Source organism: Acinetobacter sp. AC1-2 (assembly GCF_016124155.1).
Lineage (GTDB): Bacteria > Pseudomonadota > Gammaproteobacteria > Pseudomonadales > Moraxellaceae > Acinetobacter > Acinetobacter calcoaceticus.
Window position 1 is genome coordinate 1,762,238 of sequence record NZ_JABFFO010000001.1, and the last position, 13,540, is coordinate 1,775,777.

Sequence of the window (13,540 nt, forward strand, 5' to 3'; positions counted from 1 at the left end):
CTCACACACTGTTAACTCAATATTGACACTAAAAAAGGTACACTACAAAGGTATACTTTTTTCTTAGATTAAGTCAGATTTACACAGAAGTTGTTAGAATTGGTTCGATAACCAGACTTTCAAAGTTAACTTATTTATTATTGATTTTTTAAGGGTTTAATACGCATGAATAGCGCTGAAATCATGGCTGACTTATCTTCTCATACACCTATGATGCAGCAATATCTCAAAGTCAAAACGGACTATCAACATGCGTTGCTGTTTTACCGTATGGGTGACTTTTATGAGCTCTTCTTTGAAGATGCTCATTTAGCAGCCAAACTTTTAGGCATCACCTTAACCCATCGTGGCAAAGCCAGTGGGCGACCTATTCCAATGGCGGGTGTTCCCTATCACGCGGCAGAAGGTTATCTTGCACGTCTTGTCAAAGCTGGGCGCACTGTAGCCATTTGCGAACAAGTTGGAGAAGTGACAGGTAAAGGTCCGGTTGATCGTAAAGTTGTTCGTATTCTTACTCCGGGTACGTTAACTGATGATGCATTACTCAGCAGTTATCAATCATCCAATCTAGTTTCATTATGCATCCATCAAAACCAGATTGGTTTTGCTTTACTCGACTTAAGTGCAGGCATTTTTAAAGTTCAACAACAAGATTACAAGCCAGAACAATTGCCTATCGAACTTGCGCGTTTAATGCCAAGTGAAATCTTGATTGATGAAGACTTGGTCGACACGAATATTATCGAACAAATTAAAAAGCACTTAGATTGTCCCGTTACCAAACGTCCGAATGTAGACTTCAATCAAAATAATGCACAAAAAACCTTATGTGACCAGTTTACGGTATCAACGCTTTCAGGTTTTGGTTTAGACCCATTGCCTTTAGCCAAAGCTGCTGCCGCTGCACTCATTCACTATGCAAAAGAAACACAAAAAACTGCATTACCACATATTCGTTCAATTCAACTTGAACAAAGCACAGACTTTATTGCGCTTGACCCAATCACACGTCGTAACTTAGAAATTATTGAACCATTATTTGAACACGGCACGTCATTATTCCAACTGGTAAATGACTGCCAAACTGCAATGGGTGGCCGTTTATTAAGCCGTACACTCATGCAACCTGTTCGTGATACGGCCTTACTCGATGGTCGTTTAGATGCCATTGAGCAATTAATTCAGGGATATCATGAAAGCCCAGTTCGTTTAGTGCTTAAAGAAATTGGTGATATTGAGCGTGTGCTTAGCCGCGTTGCACTAGGCAGTGCGCGACCACGTGATTTAGTACAACTTCGTCATGCATGTGCACAAATTCCAGCTTTAAGAACGGCATTAACTCCTGTCATTCAAGCGAAAAAATCCAAACTATTAGTTCAACTTGATCAAGAACTTGGTGATTTTAAAGCGCTTCATCAACATTTGATGGCAGCCATTGTTGAAAACCCACCTATATTACTTCGTGATGGCAATGTAATTGCAGAAGGCTACGATGCTGACCTCGATGAATTACGCCAAATTCGCGATCACGCAGGTCAATTCCTCATTGATTTAGAAATTAAAGAGCGTGAACGTACTGGCATTAATACTCTTAAAATCGGTTATAACCGTGTAAGTGGTTACTACATCGAACTCACTCGTGCGCAAGCAGAGCAAGCTCCAGCTGATTATATCCGTCGCCAGACTTTAAAAAATGCTGAACGCTACATTACCCCTGAGTTAAAAAGTTTTGAAGATAAAGTCCTGTCGAGCGAGTCGCGTGCATTAGCACGTGAAAAAGCATTATTTGAAGCTTTACTTGAAAACCTTCGCGAAAATATTGCTCACCTCCAAATGATGAGTTCAGCAATTGCTCAAATTGATGTGGTTGCTAACTTTGCTCATCAAGCACGCTTAAACAATTGGGCGCGTCCTGAATTTACCCCAGAAACGGGCATTAAAATTCAGGCAGGCCGTCACCCTGTAGTTGAAGCATTAAATAAAGCACCATTTACACCAAATGATACTTTTCTTGATAGCCAACATCGCATGGCAATTATTACTGGCCCAAACATGGGCGGTAAATCAACATTCATGCGTCAAACGGCATTAATTAGTTTATTGGCTTATTGTGGTAGTTATATTCCAGCCAAAGCAGCCAAACTCGGTCCAATCGATCGTATTTTCACTCGTATTGGTTCAGCCGACGATTTATCTACAGGCAAATCGACCTTTATGGTTGAAATGACAGAAACCTCTCAAATTCTGCATCATGCGACTAATCAATCTCTTGTTTTGATGGATGAAGTTGGCCGCGGAACCAGTACCTATGATGGCTTGTCTTTAGCATGGGCATGTGTGGTTGATTTAACCAAACGCGTCAAATGTTTATGTCTATTTGCCACGCATTATTTCGAGTTGACTGAACTTGGTGGTGAAGCAGGAATTGATAACTACCATGTCACGGCGCAAGAGCTGAATGGCAACCTGATTTTATTACATAAAGTTCAGCAAGGTCCTGCAAGTCAAAGTCATGGTTTACAGGTCGCAAAATTAGCAGGTATTCCTGCCAATGTGATTAAAGAAGCTCAAAAACGTTTACGTATTTTAGAGAAACAGCAGCAGCAACATCTACAAACGAGCTTTCAAAATGATTTGTTTGCGCCACCAGATGCGAACGCTGGTTCACAAATCATAGAGAAAGTTGTTGAGATAGAGGTTTCATCCCCTGCTCTAGATTTACTTAAGCAAATTGAAGTCGATAACTTATCGCCTCGTCAGGCGCTTGAGCAGCTCTACGAGTTAAAAGCTGCGCTAAAATCCTAATAAATCACGTCTGAATAAGCAGGCTTAGGTCTGCTTATTCATATCGGAGCATAATATTTATATGATTTTAAGATCTTTGCAAATTTCAGAAATTGATCTTATTTGGCAGCAGATTAGCCGCCGTGAATTAATCACTCAAATGTATATTCAACATCAACAACACTTAGAGTTAGTTGATTGTTTTTTTGATGTCCAACATTGGGACTCATATCATTTAGAAAATGACCCACCCAAATTAAAACAACTCTATGAGCAAGGTGCTCTATTTATAGGTGCATTTGATGCAGCAGAAAAACTTGTTGGTGTGAGTGTGGTATCAAATCAAATTATAGCTGACTACCCTCACGTTAAATTACTACACTATTTCTATGTCGATGCAGACCAACAAGGTAGAGGCATTGGTGCCAAACTTATGCAAGCCGCAAAAGAGTCCGCCAACCAACTCAGTGCAAAACAACTGTATATTTCGGCGACCCCAAGTCGGCGCACTGTAGATTTCTATATCAAGCATGGCGCACAACCGTTAAATGTCCCAGATCAACAACTTTGGCAATTAGAACCTGAAGATATTCATTTGCTCTGTACCCTTTAGTTCTACAGATTTAAGTGATTTTCAACAAAAAAAGCAGAAAATCAAAATTTGTAAAAGAAAAATGAGAAATTAAGGCATTTAATAAAATAGATGCCTTGACTTAAATGACATCTGGATATTTAAAGGAAATATTTTTTAAGTAATTGTTTTATAAAATATATTATTATTTTAATTTTATAAACTAACACATCTTAAGGATGGAAGATCCGTTTGATTATCAACGTATTAACTTATCTTCATATGCATGAATAAAGAATATCAATAAAAGCAATTGTTTGTTTACCCCTTTTTTGCCTAAAATAAGCTATTCGAAATGAAACCATATTTTTTAGGTAGCTGTCGCCATGACCTTTGTTGTCACTGAAAATTGTATTAAATGTAAATACCAAGATTGCGTAGAAGTTTGTCCTGTAGACTGTTTTTACGAAGGTCCGAATTTCCTAGTGATCAATCCGGATGAATGTATTGACTGTGCATTATGTGAACCAGAGTGCCCGGCAAATGCAATTTTCTCTGAAGATGAGTTACCAGAAGGTCAAGAAGTATTTATTGAGCTCAATGCTGACCTTTCTCAAAAATGGCCTAACATTACTCAAATTGGTGATCAACCGGCTGACCGTGAAGAATGGAACGGCAAACCTGATAAATTACAATATCTTGAAAAGTAATTTTAAAAAAGATCAGCAACCGCTGATCTTTTTTTATACCCTATTCAAACATTTCATTGCAAATTCCTCGTAATTTGTGCACTGTTTTGCATTAAAATAGCCGCAATATTTATAAGTGCTTAATTTTTCTTATGCGGAAGTTTTTGCAGAGTATGGTGCCCTTATGCATAATCCCAGCGGTTATGGTAGGTTGTGTCAGCTCTCCCCAACACACAACAACAGGCAAAACCTCTCCAAGTGGTAAACGAATCTTTATTCCACAAGAGCGCGTTATTATCGAGCGCCCAATTCCTCCTAAAGTTGAGCCTACATCTTATCGAGGTTGGTTAAGTTCTGGTGAAAATTACGAACGTGTTCGTGAATACGAAAAATTCTTAACCCGAAATAATGTCGCGGGTATTGTGCCAAGTTTTGAGTTATTACGTTCAGCGCGCGATTGGCAAAAATGTGGGCGTTCAGAATATGCTGTGCCTAATCGCGAACTTTGGGGAAATTCTTTATCAACCCTACGCGTATTTAAATATTTAGTTGCATCAAAAGTTTTAACCGACTTTGAGGTAACCTCAGTTTACCGAGATTTACCTTTAAATGAATGTGCTGGTGGCGCAAGCTCTTCTAAGCATTTATTTAACTCTGCAATTGATTTCCGTATTGGTCCTGAGTTTCCACAAGCTCAAGATTACGCATTTATTGAAAATACCAAATTTAAACTCTGCCAATTCTGGGCTCAGCATGGCCAAAGCTTAAATATGGGTATTGGTTTATATAGCTCCGGACAAATTCATATCGATACTCAAGGCTATCGTACTTGGGGACCTGATTTAACTCGAAGCAGTTCGATGTGTAATTTTTAAATTAAAAAACTCCTTTCAATCGAAAGGAGTTTTCACTTAAACCCATTACAAACGTTTGGCTAAAGAGATGAGTTTTGAGCGGTTTTTAAAGCCATGCTTTTTATAAAAATCTTCGGAAATAGATGCTCTTAACGTGTGCAGAACAATGGTTTCTATATTATTTTCTCTACACTTTCCTTCTATATACTTTAAAAGCTTAGAGCCAACTCCTTTTCCCTGATATTGGGGGTGAATAAAAAAATCATCTAGATAATAACGAAGTCCTTGTATAGTGGGATGAATATGCCCCATTCCCACACCAATTAATTGGTTTCCCCATTTTGCACAAAAGCCAAAAGAAGATGAATATTGAAAATATCTCTCAAAATATTTTCTAATTGGTTCTAAATCATCAAACTGCTCATTCCATGGCTCATTACTAAAAGCTGAACAATAAACCTCAATACCCTCTTCAAAATCTACACGTGTAAAAGCACACAACGTAATTCTCATTTATACATCCCTAACTACACATTGATAAAAATAAGCAAGAAATGAACCTTTTTATACTCCTTGTTTAATTTGGGTCGGTAACTCAGAAAAATTAATTTGCTCATTCAATAATCAACCAAAATTTCTTCAAACGAAGATTTTTGCACTCTAGGCATAAACGTTTAAAATACCCCTATCAACATATAGGTAAATTTGATTATGCAGCAGATGTGGACAGACATTGACGAATATATCGATTCACATTTAATTCCCGAAGACCCGCGACTCGAATATGCATTAAAAAATACCGATGAACACGGCTTCTCAAATCATCTTGCAGTGGCTCCTAACCAAGGAATGTTCTTGCAGATGCTTATTCAAATGAATAAATGCAAACGAGTTTTAGAAATTGGAACCTTTGCTGCATACAGTACAATTTGGTTAGGCCGTGCCTTACCTGAAGATGGTTATTTACTCACAATAGAAGGCCGTGACACTCACGCAGAAATGGCACAAAAAAATATCGACCATGCAAATCTTCCTGTAAAAGTTGAACTTAAAACTGGCCGTGCAGCAGATATTCTTTCTGAGATTGATCCTCAATCTATCGAGCCTTTTGATTTTATTTTCATTGATGCAGATAAACAGGGATATCCGGAATATTTAGAATTGAGCCTAAAATTTTCTAAATCAGGTACGATTATTGTGCTTGATAATGTGATTCGCGCAGGTGATATTTTAAATCCAGATAATAAAAAACCAAGTATTGAAGGCATTCGTGAAATGTTTAAAGCCCTCGAAAACCATCCACAAATCTTGTCTTGTACAGCATTACAAACAGTTGGCTCAAAAGGCCATGATGGCTTCGCAATTGCAATTGTGAAATAATGGTTAAAAAATCGTCTTTTTTATTTTATTATTTATAATCAATAAATTACTTTTATTACACTTGCTTTTCCATATAGTTATCCACAAGATTTGCGGATAACTATATGCAAATCTTATTATTTAGCTACTAGCAATGGTACAGTCGCATTTCGGAATACTGTTGTTGCAATACTTCCCAAGAAGAACTGATGAATTTTGCTATGACTAAATGCGCCTAGCACAATAATTTGAATACCATGTTCTTGTTGGTACTCTAAAATATTTTGTGCAACATCGCCATAGCGATATACGGTCACTACATCTATACCCGCTTGTTTAAGATAATGCTCAGGTTCATTGAGTACTTCTGGGTGATCACCGACATAAACCAAATGACATTGCAGTGTTCGCAATAAATCACTTTGAGCAATGCGGCGCATCATTTTTTGACAAGTTGGTGAATATTCATAGGCGAAAATAAATCGTGTCGGTATTTTAAAGTTTTCACCAATGGTCAAAACAGTACAGTTGGCTCCACGAATAAAGTTTTCAACATTACTACCAATTGGTTTCTGTTTTTCGGCAGCTCTTTCCCCGACTCGACCTAAAATTACGATGTCATTTTCATGCAAAAGATTAAAACTTTGCTCTAAAAAATCACCTTTTTCTTGAATTTTTGAACATGTAATATCGTATTTTTCTTTAATAAGATCAGAAATATGACGGAGTAAATTATTGCTATAGTCTAAAGCGAGTTCACTTTGTTTTTGTTCCAGCTCAGCTAACTCTTTTAGCAGCATTGCATTGCTTTCAAAGCCAATTACGCCACTAATTTCACCAAGATGATAACTTGCAGGGTAATAGTCTAGAATTTGTAATAATACAAGTTCTCGTCCGGTTGCTTTAGCAACCCATGCTGCTGCATCGGCAATAGCATTAATACACGGTGATGAGTCAATACACGCAATAACACGGTTCATGTCAGCCTCTCTTCTTCAGGTCTTTTGCCTTGGAGATTATTCTTAAAACTTAGCTTTAACTTAACATAGATAAAAATTCGTATGTTAAGGTTTATGTATAAAAATCAACTTTTTTGTTTAAAGATCAAACATCTTATTACATTCTTAAGACTGAATTATTCCCTTAAACGAAGAAATTTTGCGGGGTTGCCACCTACAATATGGTACGGTTCCACATCTTTGGTCACCATACTATTCATGCCGACCACAGCATGCTTACCTATTTTAATACCATCTTTAATACCCACATGAGCACCTAACCAAACGTCCTGCTCAATTTCAATTCCTTTGGAGGTGACAGGTTGCTGGTAAAGTGGACGGTCTAACTGCATACCATGATCAAATGCATATAAGTGGCAATATGCAGCAATACGTACCTGATCATGCAACTTTATGCCAGCTCGCCCCCCATCTAAAATACAATGATGATTTATCGCGACCTCATTACCAATTTCAATGGGTCCATGCAAACTGCAATCTGCTGCAATAAAACAATTATCACCAATAATAATTTTTCGTCCTGGTTCAGCAAAAATGTGAGCTAAGGGCGAGATAAAACAGTTTTTACCAATCTCAACTGTTTCCATCTCCATCAAATAAGCCTGATATTCTTGTTGCCACTCTTCGGCCCAAACACGATTTTTAGGTTTTAAAGTCCAATATAGCCATGGCATATAATTTAAACGGTGCTTATGTTGTTCCCGATATTTGAGTAAGGAATCAGTCATCAGTTAATTCCTCTTCAATTTTTAACTCTTCACGACCACGCGTTACATCTCTGAGTTTTAAGGCAAGTGGTTCAATTTGATGTATTTGTAGTCTTGCTTCGATATCCACGCCCGTTGCAGTATAGGTTTCCTGATATTCAATTTGTTGTTGAGTAAGCTCATATTGAAATATGGCCCACTCATTAAAGTGGCAGGAAAAATAAATCGTTTTCTTTGCAATAAGTTCAATACGCTCAGCCAATAGCAAACATTGCCCAGCACAACCACCATATGCTCTGACAAGACCGCCTGTACCTAGCTTTATTCCACCATACCAGCGGTTAACCATTACAATAATATTCGTCAGGTCATTCCCTTCAATGGTTGCCAAGATTGGACGCCCTGCTGTTCCTGAAGGTTCACCATCATCATTAAAGCGAACATTATGGCCAATTTTCCATGCCCAGCATTGATGAGTTGTCGAGATATCTTTGTTTTGTTCTAAAAATTCTTTAACTTGCTGTTCATTTTCTACTGGTGCAGCGATAGCTTGGAATCTACTTTTTTTAATTTCTTCTTCAAACGTAACGGGTGATGCAATCGTAAAAGCCATAAATTAAATAAAGCATAATAAAAATCAAATTATAACGTGAATTTAATAGAATCAAACCCATAAAAAAGCCCCGAATCTCGGGGCTTTTTTTATTATCTTTCTCGTAACGCTTCTTTGGCTTTATTGAATGGTTTAAGTAAGTAATCCAGTACCGTCTTTTCACCCGTACGAATATCTACAGTTGCCACCATACCCGGTGTAATTCCGAAAGCTTTACCTTCTTTATTATAAAGCTTGTCTGAATCGGTTCGAATATAAACACGATAATAGAATTGGTCTTGTTTAACTTCATCACGAATCGTATCTGGTGAAATAACTGTAACCTTTCCTTTTAAACCACCATAAATTGAGTAGTCATAGGCAGTAATCTTAACGAGTGCTTCTTGTCCCGGTCGAATAAATGCAATGTCACGCGGTAAAATACGCGCTTCAATGAGCAACTGTTCATCAATCGGTACAATGGTCATCAATTTACCGTTTTGCGGAATAACACCGCCATGGGTGGTAACTGCAATTTCTTTCACAACACCCCGTACCGGCGCTTTAAACACTGCACGATCCAAACTGTCACTACGACCCAGTACGACTTGTTGCTGCGTTTCAATATCAGTATTGGCTTTCGATAACTCTTCACGAGCCTTAACATAATACTGGTTCTGCGCATCATTCATTTTGTTTCTAAGGTCATTAGCTTCGCGACGTAAACGTAAAACTTCAACCTCACTGGCCGCACCTTTAGCAACTAACGGTTCGGTCATTGCCAGTTCTTGTTGTACCAATTGTAAAGCTTGCTTTAAACCCGAGAGTGTTTGCTCAAGATCAGCCCGACGTGAGCGATATAATGCAGTTTCTTCATGTACAAGTTTTGGTTGTTTTAGCACCATTTCTGGAAAAGCCAATGGTGTGCCGTTTACCTCTGCACGTAAGCGTGCTGAAGTTGCTTGAGCAGAGATCAGTAAAGATCTTGATTCACCGACATTCGATGCAAAACGGGTTGGATCTAATTGCGCAAGAATTTCGCCCTTTTGAACAATATCGCCTTCTTGTACATTTAGCTTGGTTAAAATACCACCTTCTAAGGACTGGATGACCTGCTCTTTAGACGATGGAACCACTTTACCCGTGCCGGTAGACACTTCTTCAAGTTTAAATACCCATGCCCAGATAAAGAAAATAACTAAACCAATCCCCACAATCCAGATCACTAAGCTGGCACGTGGTAATGGTGGCTCAGTATAAGAGACATTCATTGAACGGGTGAGTTCTTGTTCTTGTTGTGGCTCGCTCATGAATTACCCCCTTGCACTTGTTTTTGTTGGGCTGTTGATTGATTAAGGACCTGATCTCTTGGACCATCCATCACGATTTTGCCGTCGTTAACGACAATGATACGGTCCACCAGTTCTAAAACAGCGCGGCGGTGAGTCGCAACCACCAAGGTTCGATGCGCCAGCCATCCTTTTAAATGATCAATCAGTTGCTTCTCTGCCACATCATCAATCGCTGCTGTTGGTTCATCGAGTAATAAGATGTTAGGTTGACGAATCAATAGACGAGCCAATAACAACGCTTGTTTCTGACCACCAGAGAAACCAACGCCACCTTCTAAAATCAGGTGATCGAGTCCTTCTTTTTTCTCTTGGACAAAAGGTAATGCACCTGTCACCACTAAAGCTCGAAGAATCTCTTCATCGGTTGCAAGCGGTGCACCCAAAGTGAGGTTTTCACGAATCGTACCGTAGAAAAGATACGCATTCTGGTTGAGTAAACCCATATCACGTCGTACATCAGATGGGTCAATTAAAGAAAGATCTAAGCCATCTAAATGCACTGAACCTTGAGTTGGAACTTGCATCCCTGATAAAAGCTGAAGCAATGTCGATTTACCTGCCCCATTACGCCCCAGAATTGCAATTTTTTCACCAGCGCGAATTTTTAAATGACGGATTGCCAAACTCGGTCTCGGGTCGTCTTCTCCATATTGGAACAAGGCATTTTTTAATTCGTAGTCGCCATTTAAAGCAGCTTTATGTACCAGATGTGAACGGTCAGCCTGATCAATCGGACGTTGCATAAGCTCATCTAAGCTTTGTTTTGCAACCTTCGCCTGCTGTAAACGTCCTAAAACACCCGTAATTTGTGCAATCGGACCTAGCATTCGTGAAGATAAAATTGAACAGGCCACTAATGCACCCGTGGTCATTTCACCATCCATTACCGCAAAACATCCCACTAAAACAACAATCGCATAGGTCAGACCCTGAAGCATTTGAGTCCATGCCATTAAGGTCCCGACAATTTTACGCTGTCTCATACCGATATCGGCTGAAACTTCATTCATGTGGTTCCACTGGTTCTGGAAACGCGATTCAGCACGTAATAGCTTGATATCTTCAATGCCCTGCACCGCTTCAACCAGAATGGCATTACGAATTGAAGATTCTCTCATGCCTTCCTGTGCGAGTTGCGCTAGCTTTTTCTGTGCCAGAATACCCGGCAAAAGCATAAGTGGCACAACCAGCAACATCACCCAAAACAGTTTCCCGCCAATAATGGCAAAGATGGTCAAGAACAGGAAAAAGAATGGAAAATCGGCAATCGCACTAATGGTGGTAGAGGTTACCAGTTCACGAACACCTTCGAGCTCACGAATCTGCGAAATAAAACTACCGGTAGACTTTGAACGATCTTTATTCTTGATTCTTAAGGCATGACCAAATACGCGGTCAGAAACCCGTAAGTCGGCACGTTTACCGATAATATCGGATAAATACACCCGTGATATACGTAAGGTAAATTCGAAAAGTGCTGCGATGAGTACACCACCAGCCAGCACCCATAAGGTTGGAACAGACTGTGAAGGCACAACACGGTCATAGACCTGCATTGAGAAAATAATAGTTGCCAGTGCCAAAATATTGGCAATGAGTGAGGCAAACATAATATCAACGTAGCGCTTCCAGTCTCTTAGAACAATTGACCAGAACCAACTTGCTTCATAGGGTTTGATATATTCATCAATACGCGCATCGGGAATGGAGCTTTCAGGACGCAGGATATAGACATTCTTAATGGTATTTTTTAAGACATCTAGGCTTAAATTTTGAGAAAGTCCATGGTCTCCACTAAACTGGATACTGACATTTCCTTGGGTATCGGCTTTATCAATAATACCAACCTGTCCGTCATAAAACTCGACCATAACAGGTAGCCGCCACGGATTCAGCAGCTCTAAAGAAAACGGTACTTTACGTAAATTTAGTCCAACCTGACGTGTAATGAGCTGTAAAACATCATCAAGGTTTTGATTCTGGTTCCAGTCAAGTTGTAAACGGATTCTTTCTTCTGAAGGCTCAATTCGATAATGTTTAGCAATCGTTAAGACCGCCTGTAACCAGGGCTGGTAGTTTATTTTTGTCATCATGGTTGTACTTCGAACCCCTGAATTGAAATATTATTTAAGTCATAAGCTTGGCGGGAACGTCCTGTTGCCGAGATGTATTGCACAATACTGTTATAGATGTCATAACGTGCGGTTTCGAGTTCTGAATTGGCACTATGAATGGCCTGCTCTGCATTTAATAAATCGACCAATGAACGTGTACCAAGTTTGTACTGCTCTTGATAAAGTTCACGTGTACGAACAGTCGTTGCCTGACGATTGGTCAGTACCTGCATTTGGCGTTGTTTATTTTCAATTTGTTCACGGCTGGTTCTGATCTGATCCAGAACATCCATATAAACTGAATTGACTTTAGACTTTGCAGCTTCTTCTGCATAACTTGCCATTTTGACCTGAGAAGAAACGGCTCCACCTTGATAAAACTGACTGCTAGCTTCAAGCATGACCGAGCTATATAAGCCGTCATCTTTATCATTGTTGGGGTTTCTGCCATTAATGGCCTGACTTAAGGAACCTTTGACGGACAAGGTTGGATAACGTGTTAAACGAGTCTGTTCCTTTTGTGCTTTAGCAACTTCAACACTGGCTTGCGCCGCAATCATTTTTGGAATGGTATTGAATTCAGGTTCGCCATATAAATCGGACACTTTCACCAGATCATCTGAAATAATCCAACCTGTTCGCGAGACATCTGCACCCAGTAATGTTCTTAAATGTTGTTGGTACTGGCGTAATAAAGATTGCTGTGCAATCAAACCAGACTGAGCAGCTTGTAAATAAGACTGAGCTTGAATCGGGTCAGCCTGACTGCTAATACCCGCATTTGCACGTAAATTGGCAATTTCCTGAATTCGCTGGATGCCTGCAATTTGCTGCTCGGCAATTTTATTTAATTGAAGGTAACGCTGAATATTGATAATCGACTGCGCCACGTCAAGTGCAATATCATCAATGCTGACCAACACATTGGCCTGTTCAACCTGAACCTTGGCCTGCTCAACATCTACACCTGATTTTACTTTACCAAAATCATAGAGCATTTGAGTCGCATTTAGGGACAATAACTGTCGACCACGCTCACCACTACTCAAATCACCTGTGGTAATACCACCTGAAAGCTGGGGATAATAACCTGCCTTGGCATAATCAATACCCGCATTTTGGCCAGCTAAAGTGGAGATGGCTTGAGAAATATCTGGGTTCCGCTGGATTGCGACTTTCACCGCTTCCTGCAAAGTCATTTTCCTTGATGGCAAATTTGAATAAGATGCAGCTGATCTATCATTGAGTTGAACAGTCGGAAACTCCTGCACTCTAGAATGATCTAACTTAAAATTACTCAACTCTTGCATCTTGGCAACTTTAAATTCATCACTACTTTTAGGGGCAAAAAGTTGTGATAAGTTGTCTTTTAGGGTGTGATATTGCTCACTGGGTTTAGCAGCATATATCACTACAGGTACATGCAACGAAGTTAAAAGCATCAACCCTTTCAGGAAAGCCGGCTTTTTACATGTCCTTTCTACTTTTCTTTGGTTATA

The 13,540-nt window shown here is 39.4% G+C and carries 12 protein-coding genes; 5 read left to right on the top strand and 7 right to left on the bottom strand.

Features of this window, described 5'->3' with window-relative positions:
- Positions 1 to 165: 165 nt before the first annotated feature.
- The 4 genes from mutS (at position 166) to HL290_RS08225 (ending at position 4,919) form a co-directional block, all read left to right on the top strand.
- A complete protein-coding gene (gene mutS / locus HL290_RS08210) occupies positions 166 to 2,805 on the top strand; it encodes a DNA mismatch repair protein MutS (protein ID WP_198496156.1) in 2,640 nt (879 codons plus the stop codon).
- Between the two features lie 61 nt (positions 2,806 to 2,866).
- The gene (locus tag HL290_RS08215; protein ID WP_198496157.1) at positions 2,867 to 3,397 is read left to right on the top strand and encodes a GNAT family N-acetyltransferase; all 531 of its coding nucleotides are present in this window, start codon (positions 2,867 to 2,869) and stop codon (positions 3,395 to 3,397) included.
- Between the two features lie 344 nt (positions 3,398 to 3,741).
- Positions 3,742 to 4,065, top strand: coding sequence for a ferredoxin FdxA (fdxA, locus tag HL290_RS08220; RefSeq protein ID WP_003650851.1), 324 nt, complete (start codon positions 3,742 to 3,744; stop codon positions 4,063 to 4,065).
- A gap of 131 nt (positions 4,066 to 4,196) precedes the next feature.
- The gene (locus HL290_RS08225) at positions 4,197 to 4,919 is read left to right on the top strand and encodes a D-Ala-D-Ala carboxypeptidase family metallohydrolase (protein WP_198078827.1); all 723 of its coding nucleotides are present in this window, start codon (positions 4,197 to 4,199) and stop codon (positions 4,917 to 4,919) included.
- 45 nt (positions 4,920 to 4,964) lie between these two features.
- Here HL290_RS08225 and HL290_RS08230 read toward each other — a convergent pair whose 3' ends face one another.
- Positions 4,965 to 5,411 (bottom strand): GNAT family N-acetyltransferase, encoded by a 447-nt coding sequence (locus HL290_RS08230; protein WP_198496158.1) that lies wholly within the window; start codon positions 5,409 to 5,411, stop codon positions 4,965 to 4,967.
- A 198-nt stretch (positions 5,412 to 5,609) separates the two neighbouring features.
- Here HL290_RS08230 and HL290_RS08235 point away from each other — a divergent pair, with 198 nt between their 5' ends.
- Complete coding sequence (locus HL290_RS08235; protein WP_198496159.1) at positions 5,610 to 6,278, top strand: O-methyltransferase; 669 nt, start codon at positions 5,610 to 5,612, stop codon at positions 6,276 to 6,278.
- 116 nt (positions 6,279 to 6,394) lie between these two features.
- Here the strand turns inward: HL290_RS08235 and HL290_RS08240 are convergent, their stop codons facing one another.
- The 6 genes from HL290_RS08240 to HL290_RS18870 form a co-directional block, all read right to left on the bottom strand.
- Complete coding sequence (locus HL290_RS08240) at positions 6,395 to 7,237, bottom strand: universal stress protein (protein WP_005041766.1); 843 nt, start codon at positions 7,235 to 7,237, stop codon at positions 6,395 to 6,397.
- 155 nt (positions 7,238 to 7,392) lie between these two features.
- Positions 7,393 to 8,004, bottom strand: coding sequence for an acyltransferase (locus tag HL290_RS08245; RefSeq protein ID WP_198496160.1), 612 nt, complete (start codon positions 8,002 to 8,004; stop codon positions 7,393 to 7,395).
- Complete coding sequence (locus tag HL290_RS08250; RefSeq protein ID WP_198496161.1) at positions 7,997 to 8,596, bottom strand: IMPACT family protein; 600 nt, start codon at positions 8,594 to 8,596, stop codon at positions 7,997 to 7,999. The genes HL290_RS08245 and HL290_RS08250 overlap by 8 nt, the downstream gene beginning before the upstream one ends.
- Positions 8,597 to 8,688: 92 nt before the next feature.
- Positions 8,689 to 9,885 (bottom strand): HlyD family type I secretion periplasmic adaptor subunit, encoded by a 1,197-nt coding sequence (locus HL290_RS08255; RefSeq protein WP_198496162.1) that lies wholly within the window; start codon positions 9,883 to 9,885, stop codon positions 8,689 to 8,691.
- Positions 9,882 to 12,020, bottom strand: coding sequence for a type I secretion system permease/ATPase (locus tag HL290_RS08260; protein WP_198496163.1), 2,139 nt, complete (start codon positions 12,018 to 12,020; stop codon positions 9,882 to 9,884). Before HL290_RS08260 ends, HL290_RS08255 begins: the two co-directional genes overlap by 4 nt.
- Positions 12,017 to 13,483 carry a TolC family protein gene (locus HL290_RS18870; RefSeq protein WP_198496164.1) on the bottom strand — a complete coding sequence of 489 codons (1,467 nt, stop codon included), beginning with the start codon at positions 13,481 to 13,483 and terminating at the stop codon, positions 12,017 to 12,019. Before HL290_RS18870 ends, HL290_RS08260 begins: the two co-directional genes overlap by 4 nt.
- Positions 13,484 to 13,540: the final 57 nt, after the last annotated feature.

Bases quoted from the DNA above. Each gene is read 5' to 3' on its own strand.
- HL290_RS08255 (WP_198496162.1), bottom strand. From the start codon at position 9,885: ATGAGCGAGCCACAACAAGAACAAGAACTCACCCGTTCAATGAATGTC.
- HL290_RS18870 (WP_198496164.1), bottom strand. From the start codon at position 13,483: ATGCTTTTAACTTCGTTGCATGTACCTGTAGTGATATATGCTGCTAAA.
- mutS (WP_198496156.1), top strand. From the start codon at position 166: ATGAATAGCGCTGAAATCATGGCTGACTTATCTTCTCATACACCTATG.
- HL290_RS08245 (WP_198496160.1), bottom strand. From the start codon at position 8,004: ATGACTGATTCCTTACTCAAATATCGGGAACAACATAAGCACCGTTTA.
- HL290_RS08240 (WP_005041766.1), bottom strand. From the start codon at position 7,237: ATGAACCGTGTTATTGCGTGTATTGACTCATCACCGTGTATTAATGCT.
- HL290_RS08225 (WP_198078827.1), top strand. From the start codon at position 4,197: ATGCGGAAGTTTTTGCAGAGTATGGTGCCCTTATGCATAATCCCAGCG.
- HL290_RS08230 (WP_198496158.1), bottom strand. From the start codon at position 5,411: ATGAGAATTACGTTGTGTGCTTTTACACGTGTAGATTTTGAAGAGGGT.
- HL290_RS08250 (WP_198496161.1), bottom strand. From the start codon at position 8,596: ATGGCTTTTACGATTGCATCACCCGTTACGTTTGAAGAAGAAATTAAA.
- HL290_RS08215 (WP_198496157.1), top strand. From the start codon at position 2,867: ATGATTTTAAGATCTTTGCAAATTTCAGAAATTGATCTTATTTGGCAG.
- fdxA (WP_003650851.1), top strand. From the start codon at position 3,742: ATGACCTTTGTTGTCACTGAAAATTGTATTAAATGTAAATACCAAGAT.
- HL290_RS08260 (WP_198496163.1), bottom strand. From the start codon at position 12,020: ATGATGACAAAAATAAACTACCAGCCCTGGTTACAGGCGGTCTTAACG.
- HL290_RS08235 (WP_198496159.1), top strand. From the start codon at position 5,610: ATGCAGCAGATGTGGACAGACATTGACGAATATATCGATTCACATTTA.